Annotated in this window: 29 protein-coding genes and 1 pseudogene; 8 read left to right on the plus strand and 22 right to left on the minus strand. The window is 42.4% G+C overall.

Going from position 1 to position 16703, the window contains the following annotated elements:
* Positions 1-235: 235 nt before the first annotated feature.
* Positions 236-1123 (plus strand): protease HtpX, encoded by an 888-nt coding sequence (gene htpX, locus EAE89_RS10895; protein WP_054476165.1) that lies wholly within the window; start codon positions 236-238, stop codon positions 1121-1123.
* Between the two features lie 50 nt (positions 1124-1173).
* On the opposite strand, the gene EAE89_RS10900 is transcribed toward htpX, so the two are convergent.
* From EAE89_RS10900 to hxpB, 3 genes and pseudogenes are all read right to left on the minus strand, one after another.
* Positions 1174-2565 carry an L-cystine transporter gene (locus EAE89_RS10900; protein WP_188093369.1) on the minus strand — a complete coding sequence of 464 codons (1392 nt, stop codon included), beginning with the start codon at positions 2563-2565 and terminating at the stop codon, positions 1174-1176.
* Between the two features lie 186 nt (positions 2566-2751).
* Positions 2752-3300 (minus strand): metal-dependent hydrolase, encoded by a 549-nt coding sequence (locus EAE89_RS10905; protein WP_214085798.1) that lies wholly within the window; start codon positions 3298-3300, stop codon positions 2752-2754.
* 222 nt (positions 3301-3522) lie between these two features.
* A pseudogene (hxpB, locus tag EAE89_RS10910) lies at positions 3523-4149 on the minus strand (hexitol phosphatase HxpB).
* 216 nt (positions 4150-4365) lie between these two features.
* On the opposite strand from hxpB, the gene EAE89_RS10915 reads away from it, so the two are divergent.
* A complete protein-coding gene (locus EAE89_RS10915) occupies positions 4366-5616 on the plus strand; it encodes a tyrosine-type recombinase/integrase (RefSeq protein WP_214085799.1) in 1251 nt (416 codons plus the stop codon).
* Here the strand turns inward: EAE89_RS10915 and EAE89_RS10920 are convergent.
* From EAE89_RS10920 to EAE89_RS11010, 19 genes are all read right to left on the minus strand, one after another.
* On the minus strand, positions 5573-5764 hold the full coding sequence (locus tag EAE89_RS10920) for a helix-turn-helix domain-containing protein (protein WP_214085800.1): 192 nt from the start codon (positions 5762-5764) through the stop codon (positions 5573-5575). The two genes, EAE89_RS10915 and EAE89_RS10920, sit on opposite strands and share 44 nt — an antisense overlap.
* The gene (locus EAE89_RS10925; RefSeq protein WP_214085801.1) at positions 5765-6085 is read right to left on the minus strand and encodes a hypothetical protein; all 321 of its coding nucleotides are present in this window, start codon (positions 6083-6085) and stop codon (positions 5765-5767) included. It abuts the gene before it with no gap.
* On the minus strand, positions 6075-6395 hold the full coding sequence (locus tag EAE89_RS10930) for a phiTE_015 family protein (RefSeq protein WP_214085802.1): 321 nt from the start codon (positions 6393-6395) through the stop codon (positions 6075-6077). The genes EAE89_RS10925 and EAE89_RS10930 overlap by 11 nt, the downstream gene beginning before the upstream one ends.
* Positions 6392-6613 (minus strand): hypothetical protein, encoded by a 222-nt coding sequence (locus tag EAE89_RS10935; protein ID WP_214085803.1) that lies wholly within the window; start codon positions 6611-6613, stop codon positions 6392-6394. The genes EAE89_RS10930 and EAE89_RS10935 overlap by 4 nt, the downstream gene beginning before the upstream one ends.
* Positions 6614-6615: 2 nt before the next feature.
* The gene (locus EAE89_RS10940) at positions 6616-7176 is read right to left on the minus strand and encodes a beta clamp domain-containing protein (protein ID WP_214085804.1); all 561 of its coding nucleotides are present in this window, start codon (positions 7174-7176) and stop codon (positions 6616-6618) included.
* Positions 7176-7319, minus strand: a complete 144-nt coding sequence (locus EAE89_RS10945) for a hypothetical protein (RefSeq protein WP_214085805.1) — start codon at positions 7317-7319, stop codon at positions 7176-7178. The genes EAE89_RS10940 and EAE89_RS10945 overlap by 1 nt, the downstream gene beginning before the upstream one ends.
* 12 nt (positions 7320-7331) lie before the next feature.
* On the minus strand, positions 7332-7931 hold the full coding sequence (locus tag EAE89_RS10950) for a hypothetical protein (protein ID WP_214085806.1): 600 nt from the start codon (positions 7929-7931) through the stop codon (positions 7332-7334).
* On the minus strand, positions 7931-8671 hold the full coding sequence (locus EAE89_RS10955) for a Rha family transcriptional regulator (protein WP_214085807.1): 741 nt from the start codon (positions 8669-8671) through the stop codon (positions 7931-7933). Before EAE89_RS10955 ends, EAE89_RS10950 begins: the two co-directional genes overlap by 1 nt.
* A gap of 2 nt (positions 8672-8673) precedes the next feature.
* Positions 8674-8958, minus strand: a complete 285-nt coding sequence (locus EAE89_RS10960) for a hypothetical protein (protein WP_214085808.1) — start codon at positions 8956-8958, stop codon at positions 8674-8676.
* Entirely contained in the window at positions 8958-9149 is a 192-nt protein-coding gene (locus EAE89_RS10965) for a PerC family transcriptional regulator (RefSeq protein WP_214085809.1), read from the minus strand. The genes EAE89_RS10960 and EAE89_RS10965 overlap by 1 nt, the downstream gene beginning before the upstream one ends.
* The gene (locus EAE89_RS10970) at positions 9146-9436 is read right to left on the minus strand and encodes an ANR family transcriptional regulator (RefSeq protein ID WP_214085810.1); all 291 of its coding nucleotides are present in this window, start codon (positions 9434-9436) and stop codon (positions 9146-9148) included. The genes EAE89_RS10965 and EAE89_RS10970 overlap by 4 nt, the downstream gene beginning before the upstream one ends.
* Positions 9437-9449: 13 nt before the next feature.
* Positions 9450-9815 (minus strand): hypothetical protein, encoded by a 366-nt coding sequence (locus EAE89_RS10975; protein ID WP_214085811.1) that lies wholly within the window; start codon positions 9813-9815, stop codon positions 9450-9452.
* A gap of 68 nt (positions 9816-9883) precedes the next feature.
* Positions 9884-10315 (minus strand): hypothetical protein, encoded by a 432-nt coding sequence (locus tag EAE89_RS10980; RefSeq protein WP_214085812.1) that lies wholly within the window; start codon positions 10313-10315, stop codon positions 9884-9886.
* A gap of 3 nt (positions 10316-10318) precedes the next feature.
* Positions 10319-10498 (minus strand): hypothetical protein, encoded by a 180-nt coding sequence (locus EAE89_RS10985; RefSeq protein WP_112871973.1) that lies wholly within the window; start codon positions 10496-10498, stop codon positions 10319-10321.
* Positions 10498-10692 (minus strand): hypothetical protein, encoded by a 195-nt coding sequence (locus EAE89_RS10990; RefSeq protein ID WP_214085813.1) that lies wholly within the window; start codon positions 10690-10692, stop codon positions 10498-10500. The genes EAE89_RS10985 and EAE89_RS10990 overlap by 1 nt, the downstream gene beginning before the upstream one ends.
* Entirely contained in the window at positions 10689-10886 is a 198-nt protein-coding gene (locus tag EAE89_RS10995; protein WP_214085814.1) for a hypothetical protein, read from the minus strand. Before EAE89_RS10995 ends, EAE89_RS10990 begins: the two co-directional genes overlap by 4 nt.
* Positions 10879-11070: a hypothetical protein gene (locus EAE89_RS11000; protein WP_214085815.1), complete on the minus strand. Its 192-nt coding sequence runs from the start codon at positions 11068-11070 to the stop codon at positions 10879-10881. The genes EAE89_RS10995 and EAE89_RS11000 overlap by 8 nt, the downstream gene beginning before the upstream one ends.
* Before the next feature lie 218 nt (positions 11071-11288).
* Entirely contained in the window at positions 11289-11555 is a 267-nt protein-coding gene (locus EAE89_RS11005; protein WP_214085816.1) for a hypothetical protein, read from the minus strand.
* A 178-nt stretch (positions 11556-11733) separates the two neighbouring features.
* Complete coding sequence (locus tag EAE89_RS11010) at positions 11734-12159, minus strand: transcriptional regulator (RefSeq protein ID WP_214085817.1); 426 nt, start codon at positions 12157-12159, stop codon at positions 11734-11736.
* Positions 12160-12275: 116 nt separating this feature from the next.
* Between EAE89_RS11010 and EAE89_RS11015 the strand changes: the two genes are divergently transcribed.
* The 6 genes from EAE89_RS11015 to EAE89_RS11040 all read left to right on the plus strand — a co-directional run bounded on the left by EAE89_RS11015 (position 12276) and on the right by EAE89_RS11040 (position 16679).
* Positions 12276-12509 carry a helix-turn-helix domain-containing protein gene (locus tag EAE89_RS11015; RefSeq protein WP_214085818.1) on the plus strand — a complete coding sequence of 78 codons (234 nt, stop codon included), beginning with the start codon at positions 12276-12278 and terminating at the stop codon, positions 12507-12509.
* 34 nt (positions 12510-12543) lie between these two features.
* Entirely contained in the window at positions 12544-12837 is a 294-nt protein-coding gene (locus EAE89_RS11020; RefSeq protein WP_422615509.1) for a hypothetical protein, read from the plus strand.
* Between the two features lie 251 nt (positions 12838-13088).
* The gene (locus tag EAE89_RS11025; RefSeq protein ID WP_214085819.1) at positions 13089-13403 is read left to right on the plus strand and encodes a hypothetical protein; all 315 of its coding nucleotides are present in this window, start codon (positions 13089-13091) and stop codon (positions 13401-13403) included.
* Positions 13397-14944 (plus strand): DEAD/DEAH box helicase, encoded by a 1548-nt coding sequence (locus EAE89_RS11030; RefSeq protein WP_214085820.1) that lies wholly within the window; start codon positions 13397-13399, stop codon positions 14942-14944. Before EAE89_RS11025 ends, EAE89_RS11030 begins: the two co-directional genes overlap by 7 nt.
* Positions 14941-15915: a DUF7146 domain-containing protein gene (locus tag EAE89_RS11035; protein ID WP_214085821.1), complete on the plus strand. Its 975-nt coding sequence runs from the start codon at positions 14941-14943 to the stop codon at positions 15913-15915. The genes EAE89_RS11030 and EAE89_RS11035 overlap by 4 nt, the downstream gene beginning before the upstream one ends.
* Positions 15915-16679 (plus strand): antitermination protein, encoded by a 765-nt coding sequence (locus tag EAE89_RS11040; RefSeq protein ID WP_214085822.1) that lies wholly within the window; start codon positions 15915-15917, stop codon positions 16677-16679. The genes EAE89_RS11035 and EAE89_RS11040 overlap by 1 nt, the downstream gene beginning before the upstream one ends.
* Positions 16680-16703 lie beyond the last annotated feature (24 nt).

The following is a 16703-nucleotide window of genomic DNA, read 5'->3' on the forward strand; positions in this document are numbered from 1 at the left end:
TGATTTTTATTTTTCGGGAAGGATGAGCTGTTTCACAATTTCCTTGTGTTACTTGGTATCAAAGTATTTTGCTTAACCAATAGGTGTTAGGCTAATGTTGGTTTTTTACGATTTTGTAAAGTTGTGTTGATTTTATCGTTTGAAGAGCTAAAAACCTTGAATATAGCAAGAATAGCCTTATTTATAGGATAACTCTGAAAATGTACTGATTATTAATAAAGGAAGCCCGTTTATTATGATGCGAATTGCTTTGTTCCTCCTCACCAACCTTGCTGTTATGTTGGTGTTCGGGATAATACTTTCTCTGACAGGAATTCAGGGAAGTAGTGTACAGGGTCTGATGATTATGGCTGGTCTGTTCGGATTCGGGGGAGCACTTGTTTCTCTGTTGATGTCCAAATGGATGGCTCTGCGTTCTGTTGGTGGTCAGGTTATAGAACAGCCAACAAATGAAATTGAACACTGGTTGGTAGAAACTGTTCGTCGTCAGGCAGAGCAAGTCAATATTGCTATGCCACAGGTTGCGATTTATGCTGCACCTGATATTAATGCATTTGCTACCGGAGCGCGTCGTAATGCTTCGCTGGTAGCTGTCAGTACTGGTCTATTGGACAATATGAGCCGAGCAGAAGCGGAAGCTGTTATCGCTCATGAGATTAGCCATATTGCTAATGGTGATATGGTGACCATGACTTTGTTGCAAGGGATAGTAAATACTTTTGTTATCTTTATCTCCCGTTTGTTGGCTCAGGCTGTATCAAGTTTTCTGTCTGGCAACGATAACGAAGAAGAGAGTAGTAACTCCGGTAATCCGATTGTTTACATGGTTGTTTCAATGGTGCTGGAAATAGTATTCGGTATTCTGGCGAGCATTATTACTATGTGGTTTTCTCGTTATCGTGAATTCCATGCAGATGCAGGTTCTGCCAAGTTGGTGGGCCGTGAGAAGATGATTGCTGCCTTACAGCGTCTGAAAACCAGTTATGAGCCGCAAGAAGAGGGCAGTATGATGGCGTTCTGTATTAATGGGAAATCTAAAACATTCAGTGAGCTGTTTCTGTCTCACCCGCCATTAGATAAGCGTATTGAAGCACTGCGTAGTGGTCAATACCTGAATAAATAATATTGTGAATGAAGTAAAAAAGCTGGGAGTGTTTCCCAGCTTTTAAAAATTTATAGCTGATTTAACCTAATTTCTTCTTCCTGATTGAATATGGCTGTATCGGTTTTCCCCAGCAATTGGCTGGTAATTGTACCTGCGGTTATTGAACCACTTACATTCAAGGCGGTGCGGCCCATATCAATAAGAGGCTCAACAGAAATCAATAGGGCAATTAACGTTACAGGTAACCCCATTGCCGGTAAAACGATTAATGCGGCAAATGTGGCTCCTCCACCTACGCCGGCAACGCCAGCAGAGCTGATAGTTACAATACCAACTAGTGTCGCGATCCACATGGGGTCAAATGGATTTATTCCTATTGTTGGAGCAACCATGGTTGCCAGCATGGCAGGATAAATACCGGCACAACCATTCTGACCAATTGTTGCACCAAAAGAGGCAGAGAAACTGGCGATAGACTCAGGTACACCGATACGAAATGTCTGGGTTTCAACATTCAGTGGAATACTGGCTGCACTTGAACGGCTGGTGAATGCAAAGGTTAGCGCTGGCCAGGTTTTTCTGAAAAATTTTACTGGATTGATGCCAGTAAGAGAGAGCAGAAACCCATGAACAACAAACATCAGAGCTAGTGCAATATAGGATGCGATAACAAAACTGCCCAGTTTCACGATTTCGTGGATGTTAGAGTTAGCGACAACTTTAGTCATCAGAGCCATGACACCATATGGCGTCAGGCTCATAACCAGACGAACCAATTTCATTGTCCATGCTTGCATAGTATCGATAGCGACTAATACTTGCTCACCACGTTGGTGATCATCTTTCAGCATTTGCAACGCAGCAATACCCAGGAAGGTTGCAAAAATAACAACACTGATAATAGAAGTTGGATTGACACCAGTTAAATCAGCAAATGGGTTTTTAGGAATAAAAGACAAAATTAACTGTGGCACAGACAAGTCAGAGACTTTGCCCATATAGTTATTTTCGATAGCAGACAGGCGTGCTGTTTCTTGGGTTCCTTGAACTAGACCTTCTGCAGTCAAGCCGAACAGGTTGGTAATAATGATACCGACAAGCGCTGCGATCATTGTAGTGAACAGTAGCATTCCGATGGTTAGAAAACTGATTTTTCCTAAAGAAGATGCTTTATGTAATTTGGCAATTGCGCTCAGAATAGAGGCAAATACCAGCGGCATAATCACCATTTGCAAAAGCTGTACGTAACCATTGCCAACAATGTTGAACCATGATACTGATTCTTTCACTGTGGCATTATCGGGACCATAAATGAGTTGTAGTGCTAGGCCAAAAATAACACCAATGGCAAGGCCGATAAGAACTTTTTTCGACAGACTCCATTGATGTGAACTGGCTTTTGACAATAGCAAAAGCAGTGCTGCAAAGATGAGCACATTCAGAATGAGTGATAAATTCATTCCCAAACTCCAGAATTCAATTAATTAGATAATAAGCTGTATTGAATCGTGTAAGTTTGTGAACGAACACATTACAACAAGCAGTTGTAAAACATAATATCAGCTTAAATTATTCCTATTTATAATTAGATCGAATTTGATATAACAAATGTAATAATTAAGATTTAGTTTCAGTCAATCAGAGCATTAAAAATAGCGTTCCTTAATGCAATCTATATAAAAAAATATGGAGTATTCAATGTGTTCTGGTAGGAAAATGGCAATAACGATCAATAGAGCAGAAATAAATCTTTCTGCTTTCTTGTTTCCCTGCTTACCAAGCATAGGTAAGCGAAAACGTATCTTTATTGGCCATAATAACGGTACACCAGCGGGAGTCAGCATATCTGCAATCAGATGACTTAGATAGCCAACAATCATGGCATGGAAAAAATCAGTTGGGATAAGCCACTCTTCTGGTATTTTTAACCAAAATAAGGCAACACCTAATATGAGGGCAAGGAGACTATGGGTAAATCCTCTGTGTCCACATAATTTGGCGATTGGTATGGAGATAAACCTGAATAATTTACCTAGGGTTGAATTTGGGTGATCTATATCTGGTAACAATGCGGTGAGAAGCACTCCTGGTAGCATATGTAACCAGTCACCATGAGCTATTTCTGGTGTTATTTTGAGTTTTTGCGCCAGAATAATGCTGGCAACTGAAAATAAAAGATGCCCTTCCGCGGTCATAAATTCCTCTGACTGGTGACTGTCTATCCATACAGTGGGCGAGTATAGTGGGTTTTATGCGGGTAAGATAGAGGGTGAAAAACAAAAATATTTTATTTATTAATAAATAACATTAATATTTAATCAAGTTTTTATTTGACAGAATAAGATATAAGCACTAAGGCTGCTATGTGAACAATCAAGAACTGCCATCTGAACAGATAATGGCAGTTAAAGTCAGAGTCAAACGATATCCGTTACACTTAGTTGTTCGAGTGAATGCAGTTTAATATCAGCTAATGCCCAACGTGGATCATTGAAATGATGAGCTGATGGTACAACGATTGAACGCATTCTTGCTGCTTTTGTTGCTATCATTCCATTAAATGAATCTTCTAAAGCTACACAATTTATTGGGGCAACCCCCAGTTGTTCAGCAGCACGTAAATAAACTTCGGGATTGGGTTTACTATGAGGTAATTTGGCAGCCGAAACGACAGTATCGAAATAATGACGCAAGTTGAACATTTCTAACACTTGTTCCAACATATATTGAGGGGAAGCTGAAGCTAGGCCGATTTTCAATTCCTGTTCACGGCAAAGGCTTAAAGCATGTTCAGTACCTGGGAGTAAGGGGTGGTTTTCTTTTATCAAATTGATAACGTGGTCAATAATCCGCTGTTCCACTTCTGATTTCGGTACACCTTGCCACGGAGAAGCCTGATACTATAGCTCTACAACATGGTCAATACGTAATCCAAGAGTATCTGGTAGTTTTTCCACCAAAGATAGATCCAAGCCTAATTCACCGAATACTTCCTTCTCTCCTTGGGCTCAATAGGGTTCAGAGTCAATCAGCAAACCATCCATGTCAAAAATGCGCTTATGTAATCATCTTTAAACATTAACGGTCATTGTTAGTCATGATAATAAATTTAACTAATTGATATTAAATAAATATTTATTTTTCTTTGGGCTTCCTTAATCAGTGGTAATCATAAATGTCCATATTGTGTCATGAAAATTATGTACATGCTGATGTACATAAATTACATTAAGGGCTGTATTATTTTTGAGGAAATTAATATGGCAATTACTGATTCATGGCTGCGTTCAGTCAGTGGCAAACCCCAGGAAAAAATGATTACTAAGTCCGATAGAGACGGTCTGTCTGTTCGTGTTACCCCAAAAGGAAAAATTATATTTCAGTTTAGATATCGCTGGGATGGAAAAGGGGATCGAATAGATATCGGCACTTATCCAGCAACGAGCTTAAAAGATGCTCGTGACTCGGTGATTTCTTATCGCGGAGAACTAGAGCAACATCGTAATCCCAAAATAGTTAAGAGAGTTCGAAAAGAATCTGCATTGAGCGCGGTCGCTGTGGAAAAGCTTATTCGAGAATGGTGGAGAACGACCATGCAAGGTTTGAAGGTTAACGCTGATGAAATTTTACGCTCTTTCGAAATTCATGTTTTCCCGAAAATTGGCAAATTGCCTCATGATGAAGTAACGCTTCATGTTTGGCTTGCTTTAATTGAAGAAGTCGCAAAACGGTTTCCGTCAATTGGAGAACGTATATTGACATATTCCAAGAAAGCGCATAAGTGGGCCGTTCGTCGAGGAATGACAAGTATCACCCCATTAGCTAATGTGGTGCCACATGATCTAGAAGGAAAGGAGCTTGATACTGACATTGATGTCGATACTGACATGGGGGAGAGGACATTAAGTGAGGAAGAATTAGTGGTTCTTTTTCGTATTATCAATGCCCCCAAATACAACCCACGGAACGCACTGATAGTAAAGCTCTGCCTGCTGTTTGGGTGCCGCATTGGTGAGTTGTTGAAAGCTAAAATTAGCGATTTTGATTATGAAAAAAATATTTGGGTTATCCCTCCCGCAAACCATAAAACAGGGAGAAGATCTAAAAAAACCATTGTTAGACCGATTATTTCAGAAGCTAAAAAACTAATTGAACAGGCAAAGAAGTTAAATCACGGCAACGAATACCTTTTTATTGTATCTGGATGCAAACCCTTTGCTCAAGGATCGCATAAACATATAATTGAGAGACTTAACAAAAAGATGGCCCCCTATTTTGATCCCCACATGCACTGGTCAATCCATGACTTACGCAGAACAATGCGCACCGGGGTTTCTGAATTAACACCGCCGCACGTCGCTGAAACTATGATTGGTCACAAATTGCCGGGGGTGTGGCAGGTGTACGATAAGCACACCTACCTTAACGAACAGAGAGAGGCATATGAGCGCTGGTGGGCGAAGTTGACTAAAATTGTTTCCCGTTCTCCCAGTCCTCAATGTCTTTCCTAGAGAAGCTGTTTTCTCTCCCGCGAAATCTGGGTTTTGGGAAACCTTCTTTTTTCTGTTTCCCATCCCCACACCACGTCCTGATAGTGTGGGGTGTGACACGTAACTTTTTAGCCAGTTCTCTTGTTGTAATATATTCGGACTCTTCCATTTATTTTTCTCCTCTCTGATAACCGTTCTCCAAAATTATCCTTGCCACTGTTGCCGGAGTTGTTTTATCACTCCAGACCAAATCATCAATCAGGAGGCTTAGCTCAGCAACAAGTACGGATTCTAAATCTTCGGGCCAATACTCATATGGAATATCGCTGTAATGAGAATCCTTGATGACCTTAAGTGTCATCAATACCATCTCTTCCGATGTTCTGTCGGCTTTTCTGTAACCGGCATCCCAAACTGCATCTGTAATATCAGATGGATCGCCCCAAGCCGAGGCGATTACCTGTGTTAAGTGGAATGAGTTATTGATCATGGCTTTCCTCCTTTACATCCCTAAGGATTAGCTTCACTTTTACTCCCTGTGATTTCAGATGAGTGTCACAGTGAGAAATACCTCTGTTATATTCAATACCCAGTTCGTCGTCATCATCACAATCAATATAATTTGGCAGTTCCACACGAACTTCACTCCGAGCTTTCCAGCCTGCCCACGCAAAATGCAATGCACTGCTGCGACTGATGTAGTATTCGCATTCATCATGAAAGAAAGCTTTTTCTAACTCTTCCTCACCCCACGGATAAGTTTCTATGAGCCATTTTTCAAATCGTTCTTTGTTTGTCACTGTTCGCTCTCCCTGCAAATGATTCTGTAGGCTCGCAGTACGTGAACTGTTTTGCCCGTGATAGTGGTTTTCCTTAATAGAAAGCCGGTAGACCAGGCACGAACAGGTACCATTAACAGGGCGGCATCGATACAACGGTTGTGTTTGCGGCGTTCAGTGATGAAACTGGTAACGACGATTTGTGCAGTGCTGCCCTTATCTTGATAGTCGATTTTCATGGTTACCAGCTCTTCATTTCCCGTGTTATTAATTCGAAAACATCCTCTTCGCAAGGCATGACTATAAACACAGGGTTGCCGTAATACTTGTTCGTTATAGGGCAGAACCGAAAGCGGCAAGCTGTCTTCATACCGGATGGTTCCATAATCACTACCCCTAACCTGTCAAACATCCGAGAGGGGTAGGACAGATATTCGGTACGAAAGAACGGCATAACATCCAGTTTCTCTGTTGGGATGATTTTGTCAAAATCAGGAAACCGACCATCCAGTATTTTCAGATTATTAAAGCCAAACAGGCGACCATCTTCATCGTAATGAAATGCCTTGCTGCCGCCTTCTAAGTCTATTTTTGTATTTTCAGCGGCTTCTGGAATATCACCATCAAATCGAATAATTAGGTCAATATCAGTGTCAACGTTGTGCTCCATACGAACAGCAACATGACTATTGGTTGCCTCAATATACTTAGGTGATATATGTACCCCCGTTAATTGAGGGTGCTTGTTCACCTTAGCCACACAAACCAAAGCGGCTCGTAGTAAACTAGAATCAATAATCATTATTTTTTTCCTTGTAAATTTTCAGTACCGAACAATTTTTTAAGATCTACACCGTGGGCACCACCGTTACGGGTTGTTACATCGTGATAGATAGCGGCGTAGGTGTTTGCCTGTGCATTAAGATGAAAGTTTTTTGTTATCATCTGAGCCTCCTGTCAATGAATAATCGGCATGGTGTTAAACTCACCAGCCTCTACCGCTTTGATTAAGTCATCGTGCAAGAGAGAAAACCCTTCGCGCCCTTTCTCAGATAGCCGGTTGCCGATCTCTGGCTGCATATTGATAAAATCCATGTACATTCTGACCGCCATATCCGCCCCGTCTTCGTTACCGGCCTTTTCAAAGGCGATCCCCTCAACATAGGTTGCTAACATCATGCGCTCTGCTAATGGGTATATCGTGATTGCTGCTGTTCCATTATCGTAGAGGGCTGCGGTATCAGTGCCTCCCTTGCCGTTATCAACTTCAAGGGTGCCGTTTCTGTCTATTTGCTCTTGCACAAACGAGGCTGAGACAATCCACCGCCAAAACATCAACCGTTGTTCACTGGTTGGCGCATAGAAGCCTGTTTTCCAGCCATGAAAAATAGCCGCTATCAATTCAAAGCCCAGTAATAAATCATTGTCATATTGACCCGCGTCCAGTGATACTACCGCCTCCGCATAACTCATGACTTTGCTGTTCGCGTCCTCAGTGATGACAATGACGCCATACTTGCCGTAATCAAATTCTGGCTTAGTGTGATGTTTGATCATTATTTACCCTCCCACCCGATAACCTGAAATAAGCCCATTTTGGCGTGATACCATTTGGATTTGCGCTGTTCAGCTTCGCTCATCATCAGACGGAACGCGCTCATAAAGTCCTCTTTAAATATGATTTTCATCGGGCGAGGCTGGCCGTCTGGTGTCATTATGATGATGCTGTCCGTTGGTACGTTGTACTGTTCGGCCAAGGTACGGCACTTGGCATTGGTTAATCCTGATTCAGTCGCAGCCAGAGAGAACCCAATCCAACCCACGGGAATAACTCCCTGCTTGATTTGCTCAATGGTTTCAGAAACCTCTTCAACTTTTTCTTCAACCTGATTAAGGCGGCGCTCCTGTTCTACTTGAGCTAAGGCGTAGGCAAGGTTAAGTTCAGCTTGGGATTTTGGTTTTGTGGCGCCAGACTCCAGAGCAAACCAACGGTCAATGATGGCGGCACGACGTCTTACGTCATATCCGGTTATCAGGATTTCGGTATTCCGGCGATCAAGGAAAATTTCACTGATAAAACCCCTCTCATCAACAGCAACAGTAATCCCGGCGGTAAACATAACTTGTTGATTTCTATGATTCCTCAAAAATGAGGAATCGAATTCAACGCTATAGACGGCTTTCAGAACTTCCCGGATGTCACGAATAACGTTATCGTGGCGCTTATCTGTTAATTCAGAGATTTCACGGCTGCCCATCACGGCCGTTTGATTGCTGGTGGTAGTTATATTGGTCATTTTCATACCCCTTGCTCTTTCATTGCCTTAAGTAAAGATTTCTTAAGTTTCTTCTCTTGGCACATGTCCAGGTACATTATCATTAGCGTTTTGTTTAACCAGATTTCATCAGTGTCTGGATCACGTCTGACACTATCGGGATAAATCGCGAGATACTCTTTCACTGCATCCAGTGATAAAAACTCTTCCGGTGTTAACTTGCGTGCCTGTCGGCGATTGTGGGTGACTCTGGAGTCCCGACTAACAGAAGTCACACCGGCTGTATGGGGTTTATTTTGACAGCTCATTACATCCCCTCCGCTTTATTTGGTGACCGAGCTTTTCTTGCACAACGTTTGGCATCAATAGTGCAACATTCGCGTTCTTCATCTGTCAGCGCCCAGTCAATAGCCTCGCTATAGGTATTAGCTGCGCGTCTAAACAGGCCGTGTTCTTCAAGCTCTTTGGCTTTCTCTTTTAACTCGTGAAAGCTTTTCATGCTGATGCCTCCTCTTTATTCATATGGGCCTTGAGGGCAGCAGCAAGTTTTTTGGCTGCCCATTCTTCCTTACGGTGCTGACTGGCGCGGGCTTTTAGTTCTTCATGACGCTTATGTAAGGTATGGCGACTTGAATTCAGTTCAGCACGATATTCAGCCCATTCACGGTTAACTTGGTGCTTGGCATGTTCAGCGGCTTTGTTCCAAAAAATAGCCGCTGTTTCGTATTTTTCTTCACGCTCACTTTGAATAGCTCTTTGTGAGAAATTAAAATGGGTAATATTCACTGTGAGTCCTTATTTACTGAAAGGTATATTCTGGTGAAAATCCGCCGTGCTTAGCTCTTTCTGCAATTAACTTAATAAGAGCGCACATAAAGTCATTTCCCTCACCCGTTAATTTATCGCCGTGTTTTGACAGGTAACTGCTATAGCTGTCTAAAATATATTTATCAGCTTCATCTCGCTTATATTCGTTATAAGCGGGCACTTCGAAAAACACATGCAAAGCTTTTCTTAATATCTCCTTCGATAATTCAACAGTACACATAGAGCCATCGTGAAGACTAACAGTAATACAATGGCTGTTGGTCTTCTCTGTCATTGCATCGAGTTTTGCAGCTATTAAGCGATTTCTGTATCGTTCAATTAATGTTTGATTACTCACAGATACCCCTTTGCTTAGGCTGAGATAATCCCCAGACATTAAGCTGTAATTAAAATTTTATTAGACTGCTACTTGGTGGCGTTAATAAACTCTTTTTTTAATCGCTCATATTCACCGAAAGCGTAAATATATTTTATGCGCAGTGCGTCTATTTCTTTTCGACGTTTAAGTAGCAATCTTATTCGCCGTACCGCTCTGTTATGACACTCGATATATTCAGGCAGTGATTCCCCTACTGTCCAGTTTACTACATTGTTTTCGCCAACCATTGGTCGGGCTGGGTAGTTGGTATCTCGTCCGGCCCGGCTAAATACTTTCTGCGTCATAATATGCGCTAGCTTATTAATGGCACTACTACGACTTTGGCGCTTGTAAGAACGTCCATGACGACTAACAACATAGATGGGTAATGTATGCACGCTGAATGCATCATCAATACCGCTACCACTAATAATCCCATCAGCATAAAAATGGGAATAATCAATTTTTTTTGGTTTCATAATTTAAGCCCCGTCTAGTTTATCCAGCTTTTTTTTCACTTCGAAAACTAAACCCTGTAGTACGCCGATGAAATAAGATTCATCACAATCTTTTTTAAATGATTCTTGCCATATACAGAGAAGCGCATCTATTTGCATGACCTTTAAATTCATATCAGAGATATCATCAGCTAAGTCACTCATCATTTTCCCCTTGATGCTTCACTGGCAATTGTCTGGATAATACCTAGAAGTTCAAGCCCGATTTCAGTTAGGCCGTCATCAGCAAGTAAATAACCCGCCGCTGCTGCTAAAGCTTCGATTTTTCCGAACGCATCATCTGCCGCTAAACCAATATAAGGAATATTGTTTAGCTTATTTAGAGAGTTGTTATTCATTCCTCACCCCTACTAGCTAAAGCTGCTTCAGGGGAACGATAAACCTCAAAATTAATATCACAAGCAAGTGCAACTAGATCAGTTAGAATGTTTGAGCACCCTTCTTTAGCTGCAATATCTGTAATGACTTCATATAGCGATATAGCCAAACCTGAGCGGTATTTTGCATCATCTAAAGTAATTGGTTTACGCATTGCACACCTCGCTTATTTGCCCCATCCATACAATAAAATATCCTGAAAACATTTCGGATAATGAATTTTTGGCTTGCTGGTAACTTTCAGCCACATATTTAACCTTAACAATGAGCTGTTCAGTACCTGCGTGTTTTTTGACTGCAAAAATAAAAGTCTTTGTGGTATTATCTGTGTTGAACATAGTAATCATGCCTCAAAGTGTTTATTCTGTTCAGGCTCTGGTATTTGATTGGTGTCGAGCACCAGAGCCATTTTTAAATCAATTAAATTTCGCTTATACTTTGATACTTGCAATTTATTAATGTCTTTTCTTGTTGTGCTTCATGCTTACCTCGGTAATCGATTTTGAGGTTATGTTGGTAATTTTTTAGCTGTGTATCTCTAACCGCAACCTATTCTTTATTTTGATAAATAAGATTCACTAATAATGACATTGGTATGACTTTTAATGTTTTTGTTTGCGCATTTATTATAAGTCATGCTTCCATTGTCAATTTCAAGCTTGACATGTATTTCATTGCTTATGTTCAATGCTGAACCAATTATGTTATTTATGTCTTTCTTTGACACGCCGCCGCTTAGTAACAGACGTTGCAAACCAACTAAAATTGAACTAAGCATTTCTACTTTTTCGCTAATTTCCTGATTCTCTTGATTTACGGTCATGCTAATCACCTCTTATGTGTGGTACCGGATGATTTGAATATAGCTACATGGTAATTCTTTATCAATAGCAAATTGCTAATTTTTTTGAAATTAATGATAACATGTTGTTTATTAATAACATTAATTTAAAAACAAACTATGCAATGAAGCGCCAATTTAACGGCGCCGTTAGAATCATTCATCCCAGTGTGCGTTTTCTCCTTTCCAGTAACTCGTTAATGATCCGTTCGTAATCATCCGCCTTTTCCTTTAATTCGTTGATTATTCTTGATTGTTCCCTTTCTGGCATTTGTCTAAAAAGGTCTACAAGATGCTCTTCTTGTGGGGTTATTTTTTTATCTCTTTCAATTGAGCCTAGTGGTGACTCTGTTAATTCATTTGAATTGATTATTTCATCATGTGGAACATCCAACCAACCGCGCTTTATGCTTAGTTTTTCTTCTATCTTTCTAGATAGGGAATCCCCTAAGTTCCTGTATCCATTAATTAATTGGCTTATCATGGATGGCGATAAATCGCAGCGCATAGCAAATGATGCTTGGGATAGATCACTTGATTCCATAAGTGATTTTAAATTTTTACGCCTAATATCTTTGGTTTCCATTTTGAAAATACCTCGTTAATTAGCTAAATGCTATTTACAGTATTGCTAATCTTTCACTCTGTTTGTATAGTTAGCATATTGCTAATGATGAATTATATCAACAGAAGAGGTGATAAATGGATCGGGAATTACTAAATCTTCGCCAAAAACTCACGTCCGCCCAATGGAGCCAGATTGCCAAAATGTCTGGAACAACCACGGCCTATTTAAATCAAATCGCGCATGGTTTTCGCCGTCCGTCTGTATCTCTCTCGCAAAGGATTGAAGATGCAACAGTAGCGATTTGCCCCGATATGGCCATTCGAAAAGAAAGTCTTGCTTTTGCCCCAATACGAAGAGCAGAGAAATGAATTTGTTAAAAATTTTATCTCAATAGTTATAACTATGTTCATTAATCCTCACGCTCAGGTATCAATGCCATCTCAATATTTTCCTGATGACGGCAAGTGGATACAGGAGATGTTACTGAGCCTTGATCCGGCTACACGGGCAAAAATCACTTTCAGGTATGCCGAGGTTTATCAGGCGGCTTGGGATGAAGAACCGATTTCGTACCGGAAAGATAACGCAGCGAGGCGGGCGGCCAATATCCGGCTTAGGGAGTTTGTCAGGAAATATGCAAGGGCGAGTCAGGGTTATACCGAGAAGCCGCAGTTAGTGAAAGAAACAGGAGCTTAAAGATTATGGATGTTTGGACGTCTAAACGTTTAGATGGTTTGGGGAAGAGGGGAAAACTTTCTAGGGGGGTAAGGGGGGGTGATCTTTGAAAGGGGTGTTAGGGAAGGCACAGCCAAAGAAAAACAACTCAGATCTTATAGGAGATCACTATAGGGGTATAAAAGCCGAAATACGTCCAGACGTCTAAAAGGCTAAATTGATATCTGTCAGGGCTGTGCTCTTGGCAAAGTGAAATAACAGAGGGCGGTGCAATGGAAAACAGCGAAAAACTTGTTGGGGATTTAGAGCGGCTCCTTTCCGTGAAAGGGTGTTCCGGTCTGACAAGATGGGAATACGACTTTATTAATGGACTCAGCCGTTATTTTCGGCGTGGAAAATATCTAACAGGCAGACAGAAGAATATAGCCCGTAGCTTGATAAAAAAATATTCAGAAGGGAGCAAGAAGCCGGTGGAGACTTTAGCGAGACATGCACCGGCTCTTGCAGGCACCACTCAGAGTTCAGCGCCTACAGGCAATTATGTCACTGAATCCGCCTTAAGGGAATGGGGAGGTAAAACATGCTGACGATAACCCCCAACACGACTCAGAGCCGGGCATTGTCTATGTTGCGCCAGAACTGGAAACAGCACAGTACCTTCATGGTATACGCGCCTACCGGCAGCGGCAAAACAGGTTTATCGGCATTCATCACAGCCGGTTTCGTCTCTCGCGGCATGCGGGTGATGTTCGTCGCGCCTTACCTGACCTTGGTTCGTCAGACTGCCACCCGGTTTATTCAGTACGGACTGCCAGAGGAGGAAATTGGTTATGTGTGGCGGGATTACCAGCCTAACGACCCAAACCGGCTGATTCAAATTGCCTCGGCTGACACGCTGATCCGTCGCGACTTCCCGGACAACATTGATTTGCTGATTATTGACGAGGCTCACTTACGCCGTAAAAAGCTGCTTGAAGTGATTCAATATCTGGCAGAGAACACCGATGTAAAAGTGATTGGACTGTCAGGAACGCCGTTTTCTCCGTTTCTGGGAAACTACTATCAACAGCTCCTGAAACCAACCACGATGAAGGAGCTTATCGCTAAAGGCGAACTCAGTACCTATGAATTTTATGCGCCCACCAAGCCGGACCTGAAAGGCGTAAAACTGACCTCCAGTGATGACTTTGGACAGGATTACAAAGAGGACCAGCTAGCCGAGATCATGGGTGATTCAATGCTGGTGGGCGATATCGTCAAGAACTGGCTGGAGAATGGTAATGATGAACCGACGATCTGCTTTTGCGTCAACGTGGCCCACGCCAATTTTATCACAGTCGAATTTAACAAAGCCGGTGTTAATGCCGAGGTCATCATTGCTGAGACGCCCCCGGAAGAAAGACAGATCATCATCCATCGCTTTGAGCAGGGTGTGACAAGAATATTAGTCAGCGTAGGAACACTGATTGCGGGGTTTGACAGTGACGTGCGTTGCATCATTTATGCCCGGCCTACGAAGTCAGAAATCCGCTGGGTCCAATGTCTTGGTCGCGGATTGCGTACCGCCCCCGGAAAAAAAACCTGCATGATATTTGATCATAGCGGCTCAATTCATCGGTTGGGTTATCCCGACGACATCGAGTATGACAAATTGCCTTCAAAAAGTGACGGCATGAAAGAGGCTTCTCGCCGTACTGACAGTGACAAAGCTGAAAGACTCCCAAAAGAGTGCCCCAGTTGCCACTTTATGAAGCCCGTGGGCGTTTATGCCTGCCTGAAATGCGGTTTTAAGCCCTTAAGCGGTGAAGATGTGGAAGTGGATTGCTCGCGTGGACTGAAAAAACTCAACGGCAAGGACCGCACCTACAGTAAGAAAGAAAAGCAAAGCTGGTGGTCACAAATCAAATATTACCAGCGCCAGCGGGCGAATCAGGGGAAACCCATTTCCGATGGCTGGTGTAGGCATACCTTTAGAGACAAATTCAGTGAGTACCCTAATGGCTTAAATGACCATCCGGCAGAGATCACCCCGGAAGTGAATAATTTCATCAAATCTAAATTTATTGCATGGGCCAAGATGCAGGAGAAAAAACAACTCAGTTCAGCCACACAGGGAGGCAGCGAATGAAAACAACGGATGCAGTAATTGGACAGTGGGCTAAAGTTTTTGAGTATTATGGCCTGCCCCCTGTGACAGGAAAGAAGCATTACAAAGGCAAGTGTCCCATTTGCGGCCATAAAGGTAAATATCGTTGTGATGATCGCGATGGGCGGGGAACTTTTATTTGCGTCTGTAATATTGGTGATGGATGGGCGCTGCTTCGGCTAACTCAGAAGAAAGATTTTAAAACGCAGGCAAAAGAAGTTGATGAAATTATTGGCAATACGTATGCCTATCAGCCTGAAAGCGTTCAATCTTCTATCAATAAAGATGACCGGTCATCATTTCGTGACAAGGTGATTGGGAAGTATTCCACACTGGTGAGTCTGCGCGGAACGTCAGCCGAAAGCTATTTACGCAACCGGGGGATCAACTGTTTACCCATCGAGCAAATCAGGTATTGCCATCATCAACCCGTAGGAACGAAAGCTTTTCAGGCTATGTATTCTCTTGCTACGGATGATAAAGGGGCGCTGTGTTATCTGCATAGGACATTATTAGACGGTGACAAAAAAGCCAATACACCTACAGCTAAAAAAATGCTGTCACTCCAAAACGACAGTTATTTAGAACATGCGGGATCTGTTGCTATTCGTATATTCCCTGTCTCATCAACGCTAGGTATCTCAGAAGGCATAGAAACTGCTCTCTCATGTAAACAGATATACGGCTGTAATACATGGTCGGTGATGAATGCCGCATTAATGAAGCGTTTCAGAGTGCCGGCAGGAGTTAAACACTTAATTATTTTCGCTGATATGGACCTGTATTCAGCGACCGGGCACGCAGCAGCATTTGAGTGCGCCAGAGGCAATCTCATTGCCAAAAACGATTTAGAAACGGTCAGTATTCGCTGGCCTGATCATGGTGATTTCAATGACGTACTCGTTAACGGTGATGAAGTACGTGAACTGTCTTTTAAGAAGTGGGTGGAATAATGAAACTCGAATCAGCATTAAAACATTTCAGCCCAAAAGGACTGGTAATCAACAGTTCTCCCAAATGCACATCAACGGACCGGATCACGGGTACGGATGTGATGGCGGCATTAGGGATGGCTGAATCTAAAGCGACGTTTGGGATGGCTGCGTTCTTGGGTAAACATGGCGTCAGCAATGAAGATACCATACGAACCGTTGAGCAACTGACTTTGTATGCCAGACGTCAGGTCCCCAAACTCATTACCAAAGCCAGTGGAAACCGGCTGGGAAAATGCCTGGTGATATTGGCAAAAATGGCCTTTGAGGAATATTCCCGGTCAGCGGCAACGACCACTTCATGTGCTCACTGCAATGGGCGCGGGCTAACATCAGTTCAGCGTGATGTGATTAAGTATGCAGGATATAAGGACGTGATAGAGCAGCGGGTAGAAACGGAATGGGTGGATGAACTTTGCCCCCCTTGTAACGGCAAGGGGATTGTATCCAGTCGTTGCCGTTGTAACGGTACCGGGAAAGTTGTTGACCGTGAAGCAACGAAAGCCACGGGTGCACCAGTAATTAAAATCTGTGAGCGTTGTTCTGGCCGTGGTTATAGTCGGGTACCGTCATCAGTGGCATATGCAGCAATTAAGGCTCTACTGCCAGAGCTGACACAATCAAGTTGGTCGCGTAACTGGAAGCCATTCTATGAAAAGCTGGTGGCGAAATGTGATATCGAGGAAAGCAGAGCGGAATCTGAATTTAGCAAAGTAACGCGATAAAAAAGAGAGGGCTTGCGTTTTGCA

This window comes from Photorhabdus heterorhabditis, assembly GCF_018448905.1.
In the GTDB taxonomy this organism is placed as follows: Bacteria; Pseudomonadota; Gammaproteobacteria; order Enterobacterales; family Enterobacteriaceae; genus Photorhabdus; species Photorhabdus heterorhabditis.